The following is a 21,724-nucleotide window of genomic DNA, read 5'->3' on the forward strand; positions in this document are numbered from 1 at the left end:
CAAGGAGTGTTAACATGCTAAAACTGAAAAAAAGAATGTATATCACCATTAGCTGCTTGTTGTTATGTACCGCGTGGGCGTCCCCCTTATCCGCCAATGAAGCCAGAGACAGGACAGAAGTTCTGCAGGAGATTGACGAATATATGAATCGGAGCATGAAGGCCAATCACATTAAGGCTGCTTCACTAGCAATTGCCAATAACGATGAGGTCTTTTACGCAAAAGGCTACGGGACATTCGCGGACGGCAAGAAGGTTACGGGCAACACCCCTTTTCCCATTGCTTCACTAAGCAAGTCCTTTACTGCATTGGCTGTTCTGCAGCTAGTGGACAAGAGTCGGATCAACTTGGATGCTACTTACGCTTCCTATTTTCCAGAGCTTTCTCCACAGGACCCCCGCGTTCTTGATATCACGGTTCGTCATTTACTGAATCAGACGAGTGGTCTCAATGACAAGATAAATCCCGATATGACAAAGACTCCGCAATTCCAATCGCTGGCTGAAGCGAACCAATTATTAAACACGGTTCAACTTGCTCATATCCCCGGAACAGCCTACAGCTATCATAATCCCAATTACGTGCTGCTGGCGAACCTCGTGGAAAGTGTTAGCGGAGAGCGCTTTTCGGATTATCTGAAAAAACATATTTTTGAACCGCTAGGAATGAATCATACCTTCAGTGTCAGCACGACGCAGCAATTCTATGAGAATAATACTATCCCGCTAGGACATTACCTGAGTTTGGGACGCGCTATAAGTCAATCCGAACCGCTTTGGTTCATTGAGGGCCCCGCCGGCATCGTTTCAACCGCAGAGGACATGTCCCTATGGATGCTTTCCCAATATAATGGCCGCCTCGTTTCCCCTGTGCTGATGAAACAATATCATGCCTCAGGAGCGATCGGTCCGTACGGCATGGGCTGGCTTGCAAACCAAGATGCATCTAGCGGCCAAACGATCTCCCACAGCGGCATTTTCTGGACTTACAAGTCAGAAGAACTGGTTTATTTGAACGAGCAAATGGGCATTGCCGTAATGTTTAATTCTGGTATAAACGCTTATGTGAATTACTCGGCATTTATTGATGGGATAGCGGATATTATGAGGGGGCAGGAACCCCAAACCTCTTTTTTAAACGGTCGGAATATGGAAACGATCATGATTGCGCTGATCATCGCTACGCTTGCATGGGGCATCTACGCCTATTTTCGCATACTTCGGAACAACCCCCGCCTAACGATTAGCAAATTGATTCTGATCACGGTTGGTAGACTAATCCCGATTTTAATTCTCTTGTTTCTGTTCCCATTGGTTACATTCATCGGCGGAGGACGTGTGCTGCCTTGGTTTGGCATCTGGACTACCCTATCAACTCCAATCATATGGCTTATCGTATGGTCATTTGTGAATTTCGTACATTTGGCTTGTTATATCTATGTCTATTTTCAGAATACAAAAAACGACCCTTTGGAGTTACCTCCAGTAATGGATTTTTAGATTCTCTATTTCGTCGGCTGTTATTGTACCTGTTGAAGTGTTCGGCCAAGAAGGATTAAGAGTTCTATGTATAGCTAACTTATTAAGCTAAATTAGCTTCTAAAATTTACAAAAAGCTTCTGTCTCACCGATGGGAACAAGGTCCCTTTGGCGAGGCAGAAGCTTTCTGCTATGCGATACTTTAACGATTAACCGAACAGTTTTGCCGCGTGGCGTTGTTCGTAAGCAGCGATTTCATCATCATGTTGAAGAGTCAGACCGATATCGTCCAATCCTTGCAACAAGAATTGACGACGATGCTCATCCAGATCAAAATCGATATGCAGTCCGTATGCATCAGTAATCGTTTTGTTTTCCAGATTTACATTCATCTCATAGCCTTCATGTGTCGCTGTACGTTGGAACAAGTCTTCAACTTGCTCTTCTGACAGCTTGATTGGCAAGATTCCGTTCTTAAAGCAGTTATTATAGAAGATGTCTGCATAAGATGGAGCGATGACACAACGGAATCCATAGTCCAAAATCGCCCATGGCGCATGCTCACGGGAAGATCCACAGCCAAAGTTGGCACGTGAGATCAGGATGGATGCCCCTTCATAACGAGGTTTGTTCATTTCGAAGGAAGCATTATTGTTGCCCTCTTCATCGAAACGCCATTCATAGAACAAAAATTGTCCAAATCCGGTACGTTCAATCCGTTTCAGGAACTGTTTTGGAATGATTGCGTCTGTATCTACATTGACCCGGTCTACCGGTGCAACGATGCCTTGTAATGTTTTGAATTCTTCCATATTAAACGTTCTCCCTTCTGTCTGTTATAGATTAGATCGCTGCTTCTGTTTTGAAATTCCAATCCCGTACGTCCACAAAGTGACCCTTAACCGCTGCTGCTGCTGCCATTGCCGGAGATACCAGGTGCGTACGTCCTCCACGTCCTTGGCGTCCTTCAAAGTTACGGTTGGAAGTCGAAGCACAACGTTGTCCTGGCTTCAACACATCCGGGTTCATCGCCAGACACATACTGCATCCCGCATCACGCCATTCAAATCCGGCTTCCGTAAAGATTTTATCCAAACCTTCTTGTTCAGCCTGAATCTTAACACGTCCTGAGCCTGGTACAACAATTGCTGTAACTTGGCTGGATACCGTGTGACCTTTAGCCACTTGTGCTGCTGCACGCAGATCTTCGATCCGTCCATTGGTGCAAGAACCGATAAATACATAGTCAATTGGAATCTCGGCGATTGGTGTTCCCGGTTCAAGTCCCATATATTCAAGCGCTTTTTCAGCCGCTTTGCGTTCGTTTTCTGTAGGCAATTCAGCCGGAACAGGAACTTTCGAAGAAATGTCGGTTCCCATACCTGGGCTTGTTCCCCAAGTTACTTGCGGAATCAATGTCTCCACATCGATTTCAACCACATGGTCGAACTCGGCACCTTCATCTGTTACAAGTTGTTTCCAACCCTCTACCGCTTCATCAAACTTCGCATCCGCTGGTACGTATTCACGTCCACGCAGATATTCAAATGTTGTTTCATCCGGCGCGATCAATCCTGCTCTTGCTCCACCTTCGATGGACATGTTGCAGACCGTCATACGCTCTTCCATGCTCAACTCACGGATGGATTCGCCTGTGTACTCAATAACATAACCTGTTGCAAAGTCTGTACCGTATTTGGCGATGACTGCGAGGATCATGTCTTTTGCCGTTACACCCGGGTTACGTTTGCCGACAAAACGAACTTCCATCGTTTTGGCTTTTGCTTGTTGCAAACATTGCGTTGCCATAACGTGCTCAACTTCACTTGTTCCGATTCCGAATGCCAGTGCGCCAAACGCACCGTGTGTGGACGTATGACTGTCACCACATACAATCGTTTTACCCGGGTGAGTCAGACCCAGTTCAGGTCCCATAACGTGTACAACGCCTTGATCAATCGTGTCCAGATCATACAATTTCACGCCGAAATCACGGCAGTTTTGCGAAAGTGTATCAATCTGTTGTTTGGAGATAGGATCTGTAATGTTGAAACGGTCTTTCGTTGGAACGTTGTGGTCCATTGTTGCAAATGTCAGTTCAGGGCGACGAACTTTACGTCCGCTGAGACGAAGACCTTCAAATGCCTGTGGAGAAGTTACTTCGTGCACCAGATGCAGATCGATATACAGAATGCTTGGTTTGCCTTCTTCTTGATGAATTACGTGATTTTCCCAAATTTTCTCAAACATCGTTTTTTTACTCATCATTTTCACCTCATTATAAGTTCGGTCCTTGGAAGAGCCTCTGTTTTCTTTAAAAAGTGAAGCTCTTGAATGACATAAATATATCACCCCGTCCTTCATTGTTCCAAGATATAATATCTATAGATGTAATAGGTTTAACCTATAATGTAAGAAAGACAAATAAACCAATGCTCATCGCAGAGGTTTCAATTGATAACAATTATCATTATCAGATAAGTCTTATACTACGTTTCCGCTGCTTCGCTGTCAATGCTTTTTATCTAGATCATAACAAAACAGCCCTGAATCCAGAGCTGCTTTGTTAGTTTCTGTTATAAAATGAAAATTATCATATCAACGCCTTCTATAGAGTACTTGTCCGACTACTGTATTACAAACCGTTATTCGCAATCACATCTTTGTACCAATAGAAACTCTTCTTGCGTTTTCTCTCCAGTGTTCCATTGCCATCATTATCCTGATCTACATAAATAAAACCATATCGTTTCTCCATCTCTGAAGAAGAATAACTAATCAGATCAATCACTCCCCAACTGGTATAGCCCAGCAGTTCAACACCGTCCAGAATCGCCTCATGCATCTGTTCAATGTGAGATCGGAAATAATCAATACGATAATCATCCTGAATGCTGCCATCAGCTTCAATCGTGTCTACCGCTCCAATCCCATTTTCAACGATAAACAAGGGCACCTCATAACGGCTATACAGTTCATTCAGTGAGATGCGCAGACCTACCGGGTCAATCTGCCAGCCCCAATCATTCGTTTGCAGATACGGGTTCTTCACCCCTCCAGTTGTATTGCCACTCACCTGCTCCAATCGGTCGCCATCCACACTTGATACCAGGGACATATAATAACTGAATGAGATAAAGTCCACAGTGTGCACTTTCAGAATCTCTTCATCCCCCTCAAGCATATCCAGGTTAATTCCTTTTTCGGCAAAAAATCTCTTTGTAAAGTACGGATACGCTCCACGTACCTGTACATCCGTAAACATAAGATTGAATTGATTATCCCGGGAAGCAACGAGTACGTCTTCGGGATTACATGTATGAGCGTATGTTGTCAGTTTGGTAAGCATACATCCGATCTGGGAACCGGGAATGATCTCATGACAGTATTTCACTGCGAGCGCACTCGCTACAAATTGATGGTGTAACCCCTGATATACAGCCTGCTCCACATTTTCGAAACGCTCCGGAACAATACCACCACTCGTAAACGGATGACGAACAATGCTGTCAATTTCATTAAATGTAATCCAATACTTCACTTTGTCCTTATAACGGCTGAACACGGTTTTGCAAAAGTGAACAAAATACTCGACGACTTTCCGATCCGTCCATCCACCGTAGTGATTCACCAGATACATCGGCATCTCATAATGCGACAACGTAATCAATGGTTCAATCCCTTGTTCCAGCATGCCATCAATAACGCGGTCATAGAACTGCAAACCGGCTTCATTCGGCTCAGTTTCATTGCCATTAGGGAAAATTCGGGTCCATGCTATGGATAGTCGCAACGTTTTGAGTCCCATCTCCCCAAACAGGGCAAGATCCTCCTCGTAACGGTGGTAGAAATCAATGCCTCTGCGTTTCGGGTATTCTCTATCCGAGGTAGACTCCATCGCAGTTTTGATCTGCTCTTCATTGATCGCATTATGTTTTTTATACTCACTCTTGGCTACACCTTTTCGATAGATAGCAATGTCGGCTGTAGACAGACCTTTGCCATCCACATTCCACGCTCCTTCTGCCTGATTGGCAGCAATCGCTCCTCCCCATAGAAAATCTTCTGGAAATGTTCTTGTTGTATTGGTCATTGTGTATTCCTCCTTGGATTATCTCTGTGACTCTTTCATTCTTGCTCAATTGCGACTCATGACCCGATTGATATGAATAATCAAATACATCATCTCTTCATTGGAGATCGTATGTTCAAACCGGGCTTCAATATAATCCTTGATTAGTAGTACGCAGGCTTCTTCCTGCGGGTATTTATTCGCGATCTGCTCAAAGAGCTCATGATCCTGCGTGTTTAATGTTTTATGCTCAAAAAGCCGTTGAATAAAAAACTGCAAATGGGTCAAAAAGCGTGAATAGTTGATGCTATGTGTATCCAGCTCCACTTGATAGTGAATTTTGATAATATTGAGTACATCCTTAACTGTATTGGTCATCATCATGACCTGATTCATATTGTCATCATTCTGCTGCGCATTAACGAGATGAAAGGCAATATTCGCCGCTTCCTCCTCAGGCAGGGAGAGTCCAAGCTGTTTTTGAATGAGAGACAGACCATGCAACCCGATACTGAACTCCTGCGGATAGAACTTTTTCACTTCCCACAACATTCGGTTCTGGATCGTCATATTGTCCTTGAATCGCTTCATGGCCATATACAGGTGATCTGTTAATGCGACATAGAGATGATCACTCAGATGGCGGGACAATGTATGTTTGGCGTGAGAGATGATTTCATCAGCCAGAATCAGATATTCTTTTGGCGTTTCCTTCATCAGAGCGGTGAGATCCGAAGAGATCGTTTCATTTTCAAGGACATAGATCTTCTCGATCTCATCCTCGCCCACGACATCTCCCGGTTTGCTCCTGTAGCCGATGCCCTTTCCCATCACAATAATTTCCTTATCATCCTCACCACGTCTGGCAAGAACAATGCTCGAATTCAGTATTTTTATGACTTCCATATCAGGCTGCCTGCCTTTCATTCATATTTCAGCGGTTTATAACACCGTAATTAATGGTTTTCCCGGTCCCGTCATCGCTGCAGATTCATTGCCCAGTACCTCCAGATAATCGGAGGAATTGGTCACAATTACAGGGGTCGTCGTGTCATAACCTGCGGCTTGTATAGCTTCAAGATCAAACTCGATCAGGAGCTGACCATGAGAGATCTGTTCTCCTTCGTTCACTTTTACATCAAAATGCTGGCCTTTCAGTTTCACCGTATCCAATCCGACATGAATCAGAAGTTCAACCCCTTCTACCGATCTCAGACCGATGGAATGTTTAGTGCGGAACACCGTCTCAACGGTACCGTCAAACGGTGCAAACACCTTGCCAACACTTGGCTGAATCGCCATACCTTGTCCCATGGCTTCTTGCGAGAATGCCTCGTCCTTCACCTCACTTAATGGCAGAACTTTACCTTCCAAAGGAGCAAAAACGATCTTTTTCGATTTGATCCCTGTAGATGGCTGGATTTCAGATTCACCTCTCGCTTGGTTTGTAGGACTGCCTTCCATCGACACTGCTGTTGGAACAACATCCTGAAATCCAATGACATATACGGCGACAAACGCGACAATGGCAGAGATCAGCATGGTAATGATCGCATAGATAATATTCATATGATCTTCACTGATAAACATAGGCATAGATGCAATCCCCGGACCCACGGCAGCATATGCCTTGAGATTCACAATACCTGCGAACAACCCAGCGACTCCGGCGCCGATCATGCAGGCAAACAGCGTTTTCTTGAGCCTTAAATGTACACCGTACAGAGCAGGTTCCGTGATACCGAATACACCTGAAATTCCTGCAGACAAAGCGACTTGTTTCAGCTTGATGTCTTTGGTTTTGAATGACACCGCCAGTGCGCCTGCTCCCTGCGCCATATTGGATGCCAGCATCGCAACCAGCACCAGTGTTTCATATCCAGGTGAAGCCAAGGCTGCGAAAATAATGGGATAAAATACTTTATGCATACCGAACATGACAATCAGAGGCATCAGTATAGCCATAATGACAACGGTCAACCATCCAATCTTATCCTGAATCCAGTAGATCAGGTTGGACATTCCCGTTCCGAGATACATCCCCAGAGGTCCAAGTACAATCAGGGCAACTGGAGCAACAATGAGAATAACAATCAAAGGTTTAAGGAAAATTTTGACCGGCCCTGGTGAGATCTTGTCCGCGAACTTTTCAATGTAAGACATGAACCAGACCGTTAAAATAATGGGTACTACGGATGTCGCATATTGAACGGATGCAACAGGTATGCCAATAAAGGACACCGGATCTTCACCACCAAGCAGACCAATCATATTCGGGTGTAACATGATTCCACCAAACAGAACGGCAACAAAGGGGTTGGTTTTAAATCTATTTGCACTGGAATAAGCCAGTAGAATCGGAAGAAAGTAAAAGGCAGCATCAGACATGACACTCAAAACGGTATATGTCTGGCTCTCTTTGGACATCAGGCCGGTCACGGTCGCCAGTAACAACAGTGCCTTAAGCATACCCGAGGCAGCAATGGCTGGGATAATAGGTTGGAAAATGCCTGCAATGACACTGGCAAAAGTATTAAACAGTCCTTTGGGGCTATAATCCGCTTTTTGTTTCTCCTGAGTTTCGTTTGATTGCCGAGTATCCATCATCTTGGCAAGTTCATTGTAGACGTACGCGACGTCATTACCGATAATAACCTGATATTGCCCGCCGCTATTCACTGCGCCAATAACACCATCAAGGCTCTTAATTTCTTGGGTCTTCGCCATATCCGGATTCTTCAGGGTAAGTCTGAGCCTGGTAGAGCAATGAATTAACGTGTTGATATTATCATTGCCACCGACCAGTTCCATAATCGATTGGGCTAATTGTTTGTGATTCATGGTGCACCTCCGCCATTTTTTTCTTGATGGGAACAAAAAAAGACCTAAAAAGGGTAGGAAAAGAGAAACTCTTCCCACCCAATCTAGGTCTTGCCTGCCGAACAGTAACACGCCATCGTTGGATGAATGTTATTCAATTATATAAACGAAAAAGAATATGAACATTTGAAATGGTTCCGTACTAACATTTGAAACTGGCACGCATGAAAACGTTGATTTTGTTTTACCCGGGTAAGTGATTCTTATTAAGCGTTTTCAAAATCAGTATATCAACTCTTCTGATGGAGTGCAAGCGGTTAAGCGAAATTAATGATTTCTTCACCTGTAATGATATAATGGTGGCATAACGAAAGGACTGACCAATGACGATGGAATTCAGACAACTTCAATATACGCTTCAAATTGCGGCCGAACGCAATTTCTCCCGGGCAGCAGAGAAGCTGCATATTGCCCAGCCTTCATTAAGCCAGCAATTATCCAAATTGGAAAAAGAATTGGGAGTCCTGCTATTTCAGCGTAATACAAGTACCGTGGAGTTAACCCATGCGGGTGTTACGTTTGTCGAGCAAGCCCAAAAGATCGTAGATGCCATGGAGCTATTGCGTCAGGAAATGTCAGACATCTCCCAGCTTCGCAAAGGTAAAGTCGTTGTAGGCAGCATGCCGATCACGGGCTCACACTTGCTCCCACATGTGCTTCCAGCGTTCCAACAAGCTTATCCCGAGATTGAGGTCACCTTATTGGAGGACTCCGGTCTTACGCTTGAGAAATTGACAGCAAGCGGCAAAGCAGATCTCAGTCTGTTATCTCTTCCTTTACAAGAGCCAAGTCTCGCCTACGTTGCCATTGGAGAGGAAAAGATTGATCTGGCAGTTCCCCCGAATCACCCTTTGGCACGCAGGGCAGATCCGGAGTATCCGATTCCTGTGCGAATTGAAGAACTTCGGGATGAACCCTTTGTTGTATTGAAAAAAGGTCAAGGGTTCCGCAAACTTACATTTGATCTCTGTGAGCAGGCTGGTTTTGATCCCCAAGTTGTGTTTGAGAGCACCAATATTGAAACTGTTCAGTCGCTGGTCGCCACTGGTATGGGCATTACCCTGGTTCCACGCTTTATTGCCCGTGCGCCGCGTAGTGAGTTCGTGCCTGTGTATGTGCCACTTGCTGAGCCAACACCCAGCAGAACACTTGTTGTGGCTTATCGTCAAGGCAGAGTGCTGTCGAAGGCAGCCGAGGCATTCATCCATACGTTTCAACAGACCGTGGCCGAACTGTCTCAAGGAGACTAATGAATTGCACCTATGGATATGTAGACATATGGTACTGAACCAAAACAAAGGCTTGACCCAAATGGGCCAAGCCTTTGTCATATACTCGTTTCCCGCATCCGCAGGATAGAGTTCTTACATTGCAATCACAGTATCTGGTTACAGTACAATGTTGCTTGTTAAATCGTTTAGCTTCAATGCTAATTTATAATGTTAACGTAGAAACGTACATAAGAAAAATTCATGTTTGGCGGTTTATTTACGTAAATTACGATCGCTTGTCAGCCTGTTTTGCTGATTCATGACACGGCCTTCGTCCTGAACAGTTGAATCAGGGGGTGATAGCCCTCCTGCTCCATTCTCTAAGAATGCCCTTAAGTGATCTTCCCTTGTGCTATCCTGTTCCAGTCTCCTGAGCGTATCTTTCACATGGTTGTCCATTGATTGATCATCCTCCTTGGTGACGGGATAGTTATCATTACCCGCCTCCTGGAAGAATAAACGCTCCGATGAAAATTTTATTCCACTTTTTTATTTTTCACCAAAATAAACGCCAGGTCGACGGTCTTCAAATACGGGAATACGCCCACGTACCTCATCCACCAGAGATGGACGTATTATTCCGGTCACGATCTCTTCCCCTTCGCCACCTTCAGCTACAATCTCACCCCAAGGATCAATGATGAGAGAGTGTCCGAAAAATTCGGTCTCCCCCCCTTTACCTACGCGGTTACAGGCGATCACATACATCTGGTTCTCAATCGCTCGTGCCGTAAGCAACGTACGCCAGTGGTGTAGACGAGGGTTCGGCCATTCGGCCGGTACGATCAATGCCTTGGCACCATTCAAAGCAAGTGTGCGGGCAAGTTCCGGAAATCGGATATCATAACAGATCGAAGCACCCGCTGTAAGACCGTTCTCCAATTCAAAAATTTCTGGTTCCGCACCAGGCTGTAGATATTTCTCCTCATCCATCAGACGGAACAAATGTAATTTATCGTATCGTGTTACCTGTTTTCCTTCACGATTATAAGCGTACATTGTATTGTATATTTGAACATCCCGTTTCTCGGCGATTGAACCGCCAACGATGGAAATTTGATGTTTTTGAGCAAACGCAGACAGCCACTCCCGTGATTTCTGGCCTTCCGGGTCAGCGAGTTCATGAATTTGCGTCAAAGCGTAGCCGGTATTCCACATCTCAGGTAGCACAGCCAGCCCCAGATCCGGATATTGTTCTACCGCACGTTCAAGCAACGACTGCATATGTTTATGATTGGCCTCAGGGTCTCCGAGCTGAATATCGCCCTGAATCAGGGCTACACGCATTTCTCCCTGTTGTTTTTCTGTCATGACAAGCACTCCTCTGAACCGTAATACCTGCTATCATAGCTTGATCTTACTGAGGACTGCAAGCCTGTTTTCGTTATGAACTTCCACATAATAACTCAGGCAGCAGGGTCAGCAATCGATCACTCGTCAGCGCGTCACCCACATTCCAGATCGACTCCTCCACAGGGTATACCCGTCCATTCTGCACAGCCGGAAGAGCCTTCCAACTGGGACTTTTCATCAGCATCTCTGTAGCCTGCCGGGCTACGATTTCCTCAGGCAGCATGACAAATACATGATCTCCCGCATACTGACGTACTGCTTCAGCCGAAATTTCCTTATAGGCTCTGCCAGCCGTAAGTGCTTCCTTCACTTTGGTAACTGGCCTGAATCCCATCGGATGATATAACATAGGCGCCAGACCGATATTGCCCATAACAAATAATCGTGCACCCCGATGGTATGTAAATACGGATGCCGTTTCCCCTGCTTCAATCGCCGTATGGATCTTCGCCCACATCTGCTCAGTACGCTTCCCATAGGAGGTTAGCCATTGTTCAGCCTGAAGTTGTCTCCCAAACCAATTGCCCAAACAGCGCATTCGCTCGTCCAACATGGCATGTGAATTGTAAGCAAGTGTAGGTGCAATCCGAGAAAGTTGTTCATACTGCTGTTCATTGCTGCTATCAAAAATAATCAAGTCCGGCTTCATGATAACAGCGGCTTCCACATTAACCGGAGCAACCGCGTCATATGTCTGATCTCCCAGCAACTGAATGCCCAGCATCAGCAGATCTCCGGCGGAATCTCCATAATACATAATTCGCTCCGGATTTACTGGAATATTCACATCATGACCTAACCAATCTTGTACCAACGTCTGCTGCTGAATAGATCTGTCATATTGACGAGGAGACAATCCGGTCATTTGGCGAAAACGCCTGCTGAAATAATACTCGTCCTTAAAGCCCACGCGGCTTGCTATATCCCGAAGCGGTTCATCCGATTTGCGAAGCCATTCCTTGGCATGTTTAATACGCACATGATTCACATAATCGAGCGGCTTGTGACCCGTGAGTTGTCTGAACAGGGTCGTATACTGTACAGGTCTGATTTCCGCAAGACGTGCCAGTTTCTGTACAGTGATTTCTTCAGCATAATGATCGTCCACATACTGAATCGTACTGTGTAGCCTTGCTTCCATGCTCTGCTCCGTCTTTGGAGACGTGTACCGGGTAATGATCATCTCCATCCATTTTTGGAACTGTGCATTCAGATGACTGTATTCTGCATCTGTTTTATAATTCCGAATGACATACATCTGCTCCAGCAGCCCACTTAACGGAGCATAGGGATAACCATTCAATTGGTTTCTGTGCTCAAATACAGGGCGTGTAAAGAGCTCCGGATCACCCGTCAACACATGAATAACATCAAAATCCATCATGATATATTTCAATTCCGAGTGATTACGATGTTCAATCTGGTACCCCTCTCCCGGAGAAAGCGGATAAACACATCCCGTAGTAAACGGAAACTGTTCATGTCCAATATATAAACGCCCATCCCCTTCTTCGCAGATCAGGAACGAATGTTTCTCGCAAGCAACTTCCAGCATCACCTGTTCAGGTGGTTCAATTCGTCGTACCAGATGATCCAGCCGAAACATGAATGCTGAAAAGAACAACGTTCCCCCATCGGCATCCAAAGCCTGCATGTCGGTTCACCTCGTTTTTCTAAAATGAGAATAATTATCAATCATTCTGTATGATCTGATTATAAGCGAGCAATTGTTAATAATCCAGATATGAGTTTAATCAGCAAAAAAGAGCGTTCAACGAAATGTTGAAGGCTCCTTTTACTTTTATAAAACTGCATTCCTCAAAGGTGTTACTGTTGCCTTACTAGCTCATCACCAATTATTGGATCATCTGTTTCGGCAGCTCTTGCAGCAGCCACTCCCTGGAAAGGGCATCACTAGAAGCTTTTACGATATTAAAACGATATACTTTTCCTTCTTTCACCGCAGGCAGGTTCTTCCAGATTGTACTATCCAGCAATTCCTTAGTGGATTGTTTCGCATCGTCGGTCACGGGATCCAGAATAAATATCCGATCACCGGCAAATTCAGATAATTTTTCAGTTGAAATCTCTACGAATCCCATGTCTTCATCCAATACTTTCTGGATTTCCGCGGTTGGCTTCAGCCCGTCTTTTCCGTATAACAACTGTGGCAATCCTGCACCCGCCATGACAAACAGACGATTCCCGGGATACATGGTGAATACCGAGGCTGTCTCCCCTTCTTTTAATCCGTTCTCATGAAGTTGCGTCCACATCTCTTCCGTCGCTTTTTGATGAGCTGTAATCCAGTCCTCCGCTTCTTGCTTTTTATTCAACAAATCGCCAAGGATACGCATGCGATCTTCTATTAAACCAAACGAATCAAATGTAACCGTAGGTGCAACCTTTGCGATTTGATCATATTGAGCCTCGTCACTGTTGGAGAAAATGATCAGATCGGGATTTAGGTCTAACGCCTTTTCCACACTGATCGGAAATCCTACATCTTCTGACTGAGCAACCTGATCATCGAATACGGTTCCCTCTTGACGAAGTATGCCGACAGGAACAACACCAAGCGCAAGCAGATCCCCTGTAACTTCTCCATGATAGATAACTCGCTTCGGATTTACAGGAACCTCAACCTCATGGCCTGTCCAATCTTTGAATACGCGGGTCTCGCCCTCGTTCGTCTCTTCCGTTGCAGTTTGGGTCTCTGTGGTTTTTGTGGCTGCTTTGGAATCATCTGCGCCAGCAGCAGGTGTTGTAGCCTGATTTCCACAAGCCAGTAGCAAAATGGATAACCACGTAACCGTAAATAATACTGCCGTATTTCGAATGCCCTTTTTCATTTCTATTTCTCCCCCTATATCATGTGCGTTGTGCAATGAATTAATGATATTGATTATCATTATCGGATATTATCATAAATCAGGGTCTCTCCCATCTCAATGGACAAAACTAAATGAGCACTTTCAGTTTTGTACAATACACCGCTCTTGACTGCCATTTACTGCATAACCAAGTGGATTTCCCTCTATACAGCTCGGGATTGACGTGATAAATTAATGAGAACTATTTGCCATTATTAATAACCGGAGTGATGAATATAATGACCCATTCAGACCATACATCTGCTCGTTCAGCTTTTACGATACCGACTTCTGATGTGATGACACAGCTGCCAACGCAATTTTTTGCTACCCTTGTTCAAAATGTAAATCGCGAAATCGCAAGTGGACATGACGTGATTAACCTGGGTCAGGGGAACCCGGATACACCTACACCACCTCATATTGTGAAAACACTGCAAGAGTCGGCTGAAAATCCCCTCTACCACAAATATTCACCCTTTAGAGGATACTCTTTCCTGAAGGAAGCTGTCGCCAAACGTTATAAGGAAGATTACAACGTTGATCTGGATCCCGAGACTGAAGTTGCCATTTTGTTCGGGGGCAAAACAGGCCTGGTTCAGTTACCACAGGTACTGCTTAACCCCGGCGACACCGTTCTTGTACCAGATCCGGGCTACCCGGATTACTGGTCTGGTGTTGCACTCGCCAAAGCAAACATGTCATTTATGCCTTTGCTCGAGTCCAATGCATTCCTGCCGGATTACGAAGCTGTTACAGCCGAAGATCGGGAGAAAGCCAAGCTGATGTTCCTGAACTATCCTAACAACCCAACGTCAGCAACAGCTCCACTTTCGTTCTACGAAGATACGGTTGAATTTGCCATTCAAAATCAAATCGTCGTTGCCAGTGACTTTGCTTACGGTGCGATTGGATTTGACGGACATCGTCCCGTAAGTTTCCTGCAAGCCCCTGGTGCCAAAGAAGTGGGCATTGAGTTCTATACGTTATCCAAAACATACAATATGGCTGGATGGCGTGTTGGATTCGCGCTTGGTAATGCAGAGATTGTCTCTAAAATCAATCTGCTTCAGGATCATATTTATGTCAGTCTTTTCGGTGGAATTCAAGCTGCGGCAACAGAAGCACTTACTGGCTCTCAGGAATGTGTTACTTCGTTGGTTTCACGTTACGAATCCCGTCGCAATGCGTTTTATGATGCTCTTTCCTCCATTGGATGGCAAGCTTCGAAACCCGCAGGTTCATTCTTCAGCTGGTTGCCTGTACCTGCAGGTTATACCTCCGCTTCATTTGCAGACTTGTTACTGCGAGAAGCCAAGGTGGCCGTAGCCCCAGGTATTGGTTTTGGCTCACATGGTGAAGGCTATGTGCGCGCAGGACTGCTAAGTGATGAAAACCGATTACGCGAAGCTGTGGAGCGGATTGGCAAGCTGAATTTATTCAAGTAATTTACAGGACCATAACCCCTTTGCATATGCTAAGTTTCCATGGTATGTTATAAGAAATATTGAACGAAACGTGATGACGGGACCAGTAAGAGAATATCAGTCGCGCCCAGAGAGTAAATTCCACCCTGCTGAAAGAATTTACCGCGACTCTTCTCTGAAACCTACCCCTGAGCGGCCTGTTACGTACAGGACAGTGCCTTCTGTTACAGGGCATGAAGCCGGATGATCTAATCATCAATAAAGGTGGTACCGCGGAAGTAACAAACTTTCGTCCTTTTTAACTAAAGGGCGGGAGTTTTTTTTGTACCCGCTAAAGCCTGCTCCAGAAGCACTTATTAATCATGTTTAAGGAAGTGAAACCATGACTTCACGTATTGTAGTTAAGATTGGAAGCAGCTCGCTTACAACGGAAGAAGGCGGTCTGGATCGCAGTTCGATCACTTTTTTTGCCGGAGAAATTGCAGCATTGGCTGATCAGGGTCATGAAGTACTCTTGGTCACCTCTGGAGCGGTAGCGGCCGGATTCCGGGAGATCGGTTACCCTCAGCGGCCCAAACTGCTGCATGAGAAACAAGCTGCAGCGGCCGTTGGGCAGGCATTACTGATGCAGGCATATCAACAGGCTTTTGCAGCGCACCGCGTTACTACGGCGCAAATTCTGTTAACCCGTACTGACTTTCACAGTCGTAAACGTATGGGGAATGCAGGTATGACCGTAGAAGAGCTGCTTAAACAGCGAGTGATTCCGATTTTTAATGAGAATGATACGGTATCGGTGGATGAATTGAAGTTTGGTGATAACGATCTGTTGTCCGCATTGGTTGCGAACCTGGTGAAGGCACAGCATTTGATCATTCTTACCGACACCAACGGGCTGTACACCGCAGATCCGCGTAAAGATCCGTCTGCCGTACGTTACGACCGTATCCCCGAAATCACGGCTGAGATCTACGCTTTTGCCGGTGGTTCAGGATCATCGGTTGGCACAGGTGGCATGCGATCCAAAGTCGATGCAGCCAAGGTTGCTACGCGTGGAGGCGTACCCGTATTTGTGGGGAGTGTGAAAGAACCCGGAGATATGCAGAAAGCGGTTGATGGCACGGGCAAAGGAACTTACTTTGAGACACGACTCGCTTCGTTATCCCGTAAAAAGCAGTGGCTCGGCTTCATGTCTACTCCGCTAGGTACAGTCGTTGTGGATGATGGTGCTGAAGAGGCACTTGTCCATGGGGGCCATAGTCTTCTACCTGTAGGCGTCAAGCGGGTACTGGGAACGTTCCACGCCGGAGACGTCGTAGAGGTCATTGGCATGGATGAAACCTTGCTCGGTCGCGGTATTGTCAATTATGATGATGACCAGCTTCGACTCATTGCCGGACTCCCCAGCGGCGAAGTGATGAAACAACTCGCTAGCATCCACAGACTTGAAGTTATTCATAGAGACGAATGGATTACGTTAAAATAACTATGAAGCTATATAGTGGTTGAAATACTCAACTTTATATATATGAGGAGGAATTACGATGAGTGAAGTCAGAGAAAAAGCCATCAAGGCCCAAGCCGCGGTTCCACAGCTGAACCGATTGAATACAGAACAGAAAAATACAGCCCTGCGTGTCATGGCAAATGCTTTGATTAAGGAGACAGATTCCATTATTACGGCAAACGCCGAAGATCTGGCACGCGGCAGAGAACAAGGTACGCCGGAATCCATGCTGGATCGACTCGCCCTCAATAAAGAGCGCATTGTTGGCATTGCTGAAGGATTACGTCAGATTGCGGATCTCCCTGATCCAGTCGGTGAAGTATTGGAGACATTTACCCGTCCTAACGGATTGCATGTTGAAAAACTTAGAGTGCCGATTGGTCTGATCGGTATCATCTACGAAGCTCGACCTAATGTAACCGTGGATGCAGCCGGATTATGTCTCAAAACAGGTAATGCGGTGCTTCTGCGCGGCGGCTCCTCTGCCCTGTCTTCCAATCGTAAAATTGTGGAGGTGCTGCATCAGGCACTCACAACGACAGACATGCCTGCTGATGCTTTGCAACTGGTTGAAGATGCAGATCGTGCTTCCGTAGATGAGATGCTCAAGTTGAACGGGCTGCTGGACGTTATCATTCCACGCGGAGGAGCTTCCCTCATTCGTAATGTGGTTGCCAACGCAACGGTACCTGTCATCGAAACCGGGGCTGGCATCTGCCATACCTATGTGGATGAATCAGCCGATCCAGTTATGGCATCCGAAATTGCCATCAATGCCAAGGCACAACGTCCATCCGTATGTAACTCCATGGAAACGTTGCTGCTGCATGCCGCATACGCGGAAGAGCATCTGCCTGCTCTTGCCGAGCAATTCCGTGAGGCCAGTGTGGTCTTGAAAGGTTGCGACACGGTGCGCCGTCTTGTTCCTTCTGCCCTTGAGGCAACCGAGGAAGACTATGCGACCGAGTACAACGACTACATTTTAAATATCCGGGTGGTCGAGAACCTTGACGAAGCGATGCAGCACATCGCACATTATGGAACCAAACATTCCGAGTGTATCGTAACCCGGGATACAGCCCATGCAGAGCGCTTCATGCATGATGTGGATGCAGCAGCCGTCTATCACAATGCGTCCACACGTTTCACCGACGGATTTGAATTTGGCTATGGAGCCGAAATCGGAATCAGTACTCAGAAACTGCATGCTCGTGGACCGATGGGACTACCAGCACTGACATCAACCAAATATCGGATTACAGGCAATGGACAGATTCGTCAATAATATCCCAGCACCAGTTATATAGGAGGAACGATAAATATGAGTCAAGAGCAACAGACGTTACTACAACAGAAGATTACTTTCCACGGAGCAGGCGCGATGGCTGAAGCCATCGTGCGCGGACTGATCTCCCGCCTAGTCGTTCGTCCTCAGGATATTACGATGCTGAACCGCAGCAACCAGAAACGTCAGGAGGAGCTCAGCACCCGTTATGCAGTACATACCGGAACGGCTTCACAATCTCTGGATCATCTTGCCTCCACTCCAGTCATTGTACTCTGTATGAAACCCAAAGATGCTGCCGCAGCACTGCGCGAACTGGGTCCGCTGTTATCACCTGATCAACTGATCGTATCTGTCATTGCCGGATTATCAATCCGCACGATGCATTCCTTGCTCGGTCGTAAACAACCGATCGCCAGAACCATGCCGAACACATCCAGTACCATCGGACTTGGCGCAACCGGTCTTGCCTTCTCTGCGGAGATTACGGATGATCAGCGCAGTACGGTAATGACCATGTTTGAAGCGGTTGGTATCGTGACCATCGTGCCTGAAGATAAACTCGAAGTGCTCACAGGGATTTCCGGAAGCGGCCCTGCTTATGTATACTATTTAATGGAGGCCATGATTGCCGCAGGTATTCGTGGTGGTTTATCCAGCCAGCAATCTCGTGATCTCACTGTTCAGACGGTGCTGGGCGCATCACGAATGGTACAACAAACCGGTTTGGAACCGATGAAGCTTCGTAGTGATGTGACATCCCCGGGAGGGGCAACCCAGGCAGCACTGAAAACGCTGGACGAAGGAGATTTCTTTGAAAATGTAATCGCAGCCGTCAACCGCTGTGCAGAGCGCTCACGGGAGATGGGAGCTGCTTTGGAAGGGGATTTAAAATGAATAACATGTGTACAGCCACATATCGGCTGCATGATGATCATGCAGACTTTCGCAAGAAAGCTCAGTCCATCGCGATTGGCATGACCGTGGGTAGCTGGACGGAGTTGCCACAAGCCCAGCGTGAAGCGATGCAGAAACATCTGGGCGAAGTCATCAGCGTAGAAGTCCATGAAGCTGAAGGAATGGCTGCGGGTGAGCGTTACGCTGATATTACCATTGGATATCCTGATGTTAACTTCAGCCGTGATATCCCTGCCCTGCTCGTGACGGTCTTTGGCAAAATCTCAATGGATGGCCGGATCAAACTAACAAAGCTTGGTTTCTCGGATGGCTTCCTCAGTGCATTCCCTGGACCCAAGTTTGGACTGAATGGTGTTCGTGATCTGCTTGGTGTGCATGATCGTCCACTGTTAATGAGTATCTTTAAGTCAGTTATTGGGCTAAATGCAGACGAACTGCGTGAACAATTTATTCGTCAGGCTCTTGGTGGCGTTGATCTGATCAAGGACGATGAAATTCTGTTCGAGAATAAATTGACACCCATCGAAAAAAGAGTCGAGGTCTGCATGAAAGCTGCCGAACAGGCACGCAAGGAGACCGGCAAGAAACTTCTGTATGCAACCAATCTTACAGGACCTACATCTCGTCTGAAGCAACAAGCTGAACGTGCCATTGGCGCTGGAGCAAATGCATTATTGTTCAACGTATTGTCATACGGATATGATGTCCTGCATGAACTCAGCAGTGATCCTGATATCAATGTGCCGATTATGGCTCACCCTGCTCTTGCAGGTGCACTGTATCCTTCACCCCATTACGGCATCTCGGCTTCGGTTGTACTTGGCCAGCTGATGCGTCTTGCGGGTGCCGATCTGGTGCTCTTCCCTTCTCCTTATGGTTCGGTTACGATGCCGAAGGAAGAAAACATGGCGATCACGGAGCAATTACTGACAGCTGATCTGCCAGTACGAACCAGTATGCCAGTGCCTTCAGCCGGTATACACCCAGGCCTTGTACCGCTTATTTTGCGCGACTTTGGCACAGATGTCATCGTTAATGCTGGTGGCGGTATACATGGGCATCCGATGGGCACTGAGGCAGGCGGACGTGCATTCCTGCAAGCGATTGAGGCAGCCCAGCGTTCCATTCCACTCGCGCAATATGCAACCGAGCATCCTGAGCTGAAAAGCGCATTGGACCTGTGGGGTGGCGAACGATGAGAAGTGATAAAAAAACAGTCATTTTCTGTGACTTTGATGGTACGATTACCCTCTCGGACAACATCGTAGCGATCATGAAACATTTCAAGCCTGAGGGCATTGAAGCGATTATGAAAGATACGATTGAGCAGAACATCTCGTTGCGTGAAGGTGTTGGAGCTATGTTTGCTCTTCTGCCTGCGTCGCAGAAAGAAGAAATTGTGGAATTCGTGCTTGGACAAGCGGGGATCCGTGAAGGATTCAGCGAGTTTCTTGACTACGTTCGCAGCGAAGGGATCGAATTCAATGTGACCAGTGGTGGCATGGACTTTTTCATTGAACCGTTACTCGCACCATTTCATATCCCGCAGGATCATGTCTATTGCAACGGAGCTGACTTCTCGGGTGAAACCATTAAGATTGAATGGCCGAATCCCTGTCAACCTCCTTGTGAGAATGGCTGCGGCATGTGCAAAACAACAGTGATTCGTACCTTCCCGGAAGGTCAATATAATCGAATTCTTATTGGAGACAGCCTGACAGATTTTGAGGGTGCAAAGATTGCCGATCTCGTCTACTCCCGCTCCATTTTGACGGATAAATGTATTGAACTTGGTGTGGACCATGTGCCATTCGTTACCTTTTACGATATCATCGAAGATATGAAACAGAAGCAAACACAAGGAGTGCTGTAAACGATGGGCTTTGAAAAGATTACATTGGAACACAAACGTCAGGTCCTGGAAGAACTGGCTGATATTAAAGCGTTGTTTGCCGGTCGTAACTGGTTCCCTGGAACAAGTGGCAATCTGTCGATGCGTGTAGGAGACTTTGATCCGGAGCAATTTTATTTTGCGGTTACCGCCTCAGGCAAAGACAAATCTCTTCGCACACCGGAAGACTTCCTTTTTGTGGACAAACACGGCAAAGCGATTGAGACAACAACGTTGAAACCAAGTGCCGAAACGTTGATTCACTGTGAAATCTATCGTTTGACCGGTTGTGGTGCTGTATTCCACGTGCATACCGTGTTTAACAACCTGATTAGCGAATTTTTTGGAGCAGATGGACACGTACCGATTCAAGGTATTGAATTGATCAAGGCTTTCAACATCTGGGAAGAAAATACGGAGATTCGTGTACCTGTCCTTCCTAACTTTGCAGATATTCCATCTATCGCTGAATTGGTGCCAGGTGTACTTGATGCCAACGTACCAGGGATCTTACTTCGGAACCACGGCATATATGCGTGGGGTAAAGATGCTTTTGAAGCGAAACGTCATCTGGAAGCGTTCGAATTCCTGTTCGAAGTGATGTACCGTCAACTTCTGCTGAAGGGCGCTACGAAATAGCAATCATTTATTCGAAATCAAAGCTGCACAACCAAAAACACGCCAGAGGCTGATATACATAGCCCTTGGCGTGTTTTTGTTGTGGGATAACAGCGATTGAAAGGTTGCTCTGTCATCGTAGTGTCAGTGT

At 46.3% G+C, this 21,724-nt stretch carries 18 protein-coding genes and 1 other annotated feature; of the genes, 9 read left to right on the top strand and 9 right to left on the bottom strand.

The features are described 5' to 3' along the window. The first annotated feature begins 14 nt into the window (after positions 1-14). Complete coding sequence (locus tag NST33_RS19590) at positions 15-1,499, top strand: serine hydrolase domain-containing protein (RefSeq protein WP_339304778.1); 1,485 nt, start codon at positions 15-17, stop codon at positions 1,497-1,499. Between the two features lie 188 nt (positions 1,500-1,687). Here NST33_RS19590 and leuD read toward each other — a convergent pair whose 3' ends face one another. The 5 genes from leuD to NST33_RS19615 form a co-directional block, all read right to left on the bottom strand. Then, entirely contained in the window at positions 1,688-2,290 is a 603-nt protein-coding gene (gene leuD, locus NST33_RS19595) for a 3-isopropylmalate dehydratase small subunit (protein ID WP_036607574.1), read from the bottom strand. 31 nt (positions 2,291-2,321) lie between these two features. Next, complete coding sequence (leuC, locus tag NST33_RS19600) at positions 2,322-3,743, bottom strand: 3-isopropylmalate dehydratase large subunit (RefSeq protein WP_036607575.1); 1,422 nt, start codon at positions 3,741-3,743, stop codon at positions 2,322-2,324. 370 nt (positions 3,744-4,113) lie between these two features. Continuing rightward, positions 4,114-5,571, bottom strand: coding sequence for a glycoside hydrolase family 1 protein (locus NST33_RS19605; RefSeq protein WP_221820389.1), 1,458 nt, complete (start codon positions 5,569-5,571; stop codon positions 4,114-4,116). A 45-nt stretch (positions 5,572-5,616) separates the two neighbouring features. Then, the gene (locus NST33_RS19610; RefSeq protein WP_221820387.1) at positions 5,617-6,456 is read right to left on the bottom strand and encodes a PRD domain-containing protein; all 840 of its coding nucleotides are present in this window, start codon (positions 6,454-6,456) and stop codon (positions 5,617-5,619) included. Between the two features lie 36 nt (positions 6,457-6,492). After that, positions 6,493-8,391, bottom strand: coding sequence for a beta-glucoside-specific PTS transporter subunit IIABC (locus NST33_RS19615; RefSeq protein ID WP_221820385.1), 1,899 nt, complete (start codon positions 8,389-8,391; stop codon positions 6,493-6,495). A gap of 368 nt (positions 8,392-8,759) precedes the next feature. Here NST33_RS19615 and NST33_RS19620 point away from each other — a divergent pair, with 368 nt between their 5' ends. After that, complete coding sequence (locus tag NST33_RS19620; RefSeq protein ID WP_339308730.1) at positions 8,760-9,680, top strand: LysR family transcriptional regulator; 921 nt, start codon at positions 8,760-8,762, stop codon at positions 9,678-9,680. A 234-nt stretch (positions 9,681-9,914) separates the two neighbouring features. Here the strand turns inward: NST33_RS19620 and NST33_RS19625 are convergent, their stop codons facing one another. From NST33_RS19625 to NST33_RS19640, 4 genes are all read right to left on the bottom strand, one after another. Then, positions 9,915-10,100, bottom strand: coding sequence for a hypothetical protein (locus NST33_RS19625; RefSeq protein ID WP_339304781.1), 186 nt, complete (start codon positions 10,098-10,100; stop codon positions 9,915-9,917). Positions 10,101-10,190: 90 nt separating this feature from the next. Beyond that, positions 10,191-11,012, bottom strand: a complete 822-nt coding sequence (locus NST33_RS19630; protein ID WP_339304783.1) for a carbon-nitrogen family hydrolase — start codon at positions 11,010-11,012, stop codon at positions 10,191-10,193. A gap of 73 nt (positions 11,013-11,085) precedes the next feature. Then, positions 11,086-12,708 (bottom strand): AraC family transcriptional regulator, encoded by a 1,623-nt coding sequence (locus tag NST33_RS19635; RefSeq protein ID WP_339304785.1) that lies wholly within the window; start codon positions 12,706-12,708, stop codon positions 11,086-11,088. A 202-nt stretch (positions 12,709-12,910) separates the two neighbouring features. After that, complete coding sequence (locus tag NST33_RS19640) at positions 12,911-13,906, bottom strand: ABC transporter substrate-binding protein (RefSeq protein WP_339304787.1); 996 nt, start codon at positions 13,904-13,906, stop codon at positions 12,911-12,913. Positions 13,907-14,166: 260 nt separating this feature from the next. Between NST33_RS19640 and NST33_RS19645 the strand changes: the two genes are divergently transcribed. From NST33_RS19645 to mtnB, 7 genes are all read left to right on the top strand, one after another. Then, positions 14,167-15,375 (top strand): pyridoxal phosphate-dependent aminotransferase, encoded by a 1,209-nt coding sequence (locus NST33_RS19645; protein WP_339304789.1) that lies wholly within the window; start codon positions 14,167-14,169, stop codon positions 15,373-15,375. A gap of 64 nt (positions 15,376-15,439) precedes the next feature. Then, positions 15,440-15,654 (top strand) — a binding site (T-box leader). An 82-nt stretch (positions 15,655-15,736) separates the two neighbouring features. Continuing rightward, positions 15,737-16,840 carry a glutamate 5-kinase gene (gene proB, locus NST33_RS19650; protein WP_047843533.1) on the top strand — a complete coding sequence of 368 codons (1,104 nt, stop codon included), beginning with the start codon at positions 15,737-15,739 and terminating at the stop codon, positions 16,838-16,840. A gap of 58 nt (positions 16,841-16,898) precedes the next feature. Then, positions 16,899-18,146 carry a glutamate-5-semialdehyde dehydrogenase gene (locus NST33_RS19655; RefSeq protein ID WP_221820373.1) on the top strand — a complete coding sequence of 416 codons (1,248 nt, stop codon included), beginning with the start codon at positions 16,899-16,901 and terminating at the stop codon, positions 18,144-18,146. Between the two features lie 36 nt (positions 18,147-18,182). Then, on the top strand, positions 18,183-19,043 hold the full coding sequence (gene proC, locus NST33_RS19660; protein ID WP_221820371.1) for a pyrroline-5-carboxylate reductase: 861 nt from the start codon (positions 18,183-18,185) through the stop codon (positions 19,041-19,043). After that, complete coding sequence (locus tag NST33_RS19665; RefSeq protein WP_221820368.1) at positions 19,040-20,263, top strand: 2,3-diketo-5-methylthiopentyl-1-phosphate enolase; 1,224 nt, start codon at positions 19,040-19,042, stop codon at positions 20,261-20,263. The genes proC and NST33_RS19665 overlap by 4 nt, the downstream gene beginning before the upstream one ends. Further along, entirely contained in the window at positions 20,260-20,937 is a 678-nt protein-coding gene (locus NST33_RS19670) for a 2-hydroxy-3-keto-5-methylthiopentenyl-1-phosphate phosphatase (protein WP_221820366.1), read from the top strand. Before NST33_RS19665 ends, NST33_RS19670 begins: the two co-directional genes overlap by 4 nt. A gap of 3 nt (positions 20,938-20,940) precedes the next feature. Next, a complete protein-coding gene (gene mtnB, locus NST33_RS19675) occupies positions 20,941-21,594 on the top strand; it encodes a methylthioribulose 1-phosphate dehydratase (RefSeq protein WP_221820364.1) in 654 nt (217 codons plus the stop codon). The last annotated feature ends 130 nt before the right edge of the window (positions 21,595-21,724 follow it).

Source organism: Paenibacillus sp. FSL L8-0435 (assembly GCF_037965655.1).
Classification (GTDB): domain Bacteria; phylum Bacillota; class Bacilli; order Paenibacillales; family Paenibacillaceae; genus Paenibacillus.

Excerpts from the sequence above, each read along its gene's own strand:
- NST33_RS19590 (WP_339304778.1), top strand. The coding sequence starts at position 15 with ATGCTAAAACTGAAAAAAAGAATGTATATCACCATTAGCTGCTTGTTG.
- leuD (WP_036607574.1), bottom strand. The coding sequence starts at position 2,290 with ATGGAAGAATTCAAAACATTACAAGGCATCGTTGCACCGGTAGACCGG.
- leuC (WP_036607575.1), bottom strand. The coding sequence starts at position 3,743 with ATGAGTAAAAAAACGATGTTTGAGAAAATTTGGGAAAATCACGTAATT.
- NST33_RS19605 (WP_221820389.1), bottom strand. The coding sequence starts at position 5,571 with ATGACCAATACAACAAGAACATTTCCAGAAGATTTTCTATGGGGAGGA.
- NST33_RS19610 (WP_221820387.1), bottom strand. The coding sequence starts at position 6,456 with ATGGAAGTCATAAAAATACTGAATTCGAGCATTGTTCTTGCCAGACGT.
- NST33_RS19615 (WP_221820385.1), bottom strand. The coding sequence starts at position 8,391 with ATGAATCACAAACAATTAGCCCAATCGATTATGGAACTGGTCGGTGGC.
- NST33_RS19620 (WP_339308730.1), top strand. The coding sequence starts at position 8,760 with ATGGAATTCAGACAACTTCAATATACGCTTCAAATTGCGGCCGAACGC.
- NST33_RS19625 (WP_339304781.1), bottom strand. The coding sequence starts at position 10,100 with ATGGACAACCATGTGAAAGATACGCTCAGGAGACTGGAACAGGATAGC.
- NST33_RS19630 (WP_339304783.1), bottom strand. The coding sequence starts at position 11,012 with ATGACAGAAAAACAACAGGGAGAAATGCGTGTAGCCCTGATTCAGGGC.
- NST33_RS19635 (WP_339304785.1), bottom strand. The coding sequence starts at position 12,708 with ATGCAGGCTTTGGATGCCGATGGGGGAACGTTGTTCTTTTCAGCATTC.
- NST33_RS19640 (WP_339304787.1), bottom strand. The coding sequence starts at position 13,906 with ATGAAAAAGGGCATTCGAAATACGGCAGTATTATTTACGGTTACGTGG.
- NST33_RS19645 (WP_339304789.1), top strand. The coding sequence starts at position 14,167 with ATGACCCATTCAGACCATACATCTGCTCGTTCAGCTTTTACGATACCG.
- proB (WP_047843533.1), top strand. The coding sequence starts at position 15,737 with ATGACTTCACGTATTGTAGTTAAGATTGGAAGCAGCTCGCTTACAACG.
- NST33_RS19655 (WP_221820373.1), top strand. The coding sequence starts at position 16,899 with ATGAGTGAAGTCAGAGAAAAAGCCATCAAGGCCCAAGCCGCGGTTCCA.
- proC (WP_221820371.1), top strand. The coding sequence starts at position 18,183 with ATGAGTCAAGAGCAACAGACGTTACTACAACAGAAGATTACTTTCCAC.
- NST33_RS19665 (WP_221820368.1), top strand. The coding sequence starts at position 19,040 with ATGAATAACATGTGTACAGCCACATATCGGCTGCATGATGATCATGCA.
- NST33_RS19670 (WP_221820366.1), top strand. The coding sequence starts at position 20,260 with ATGAGAAGTGATAAAAAAACAGTCATTTTCTGTGACTTTGATGGTACG.
- mtnB (WP_221820364.1), top strand. The coding sequence starts at position 20,941 with ATGGGCTTTGAAAAGATTACATTGGAACACAAACGTCAGGTCCTGGAA.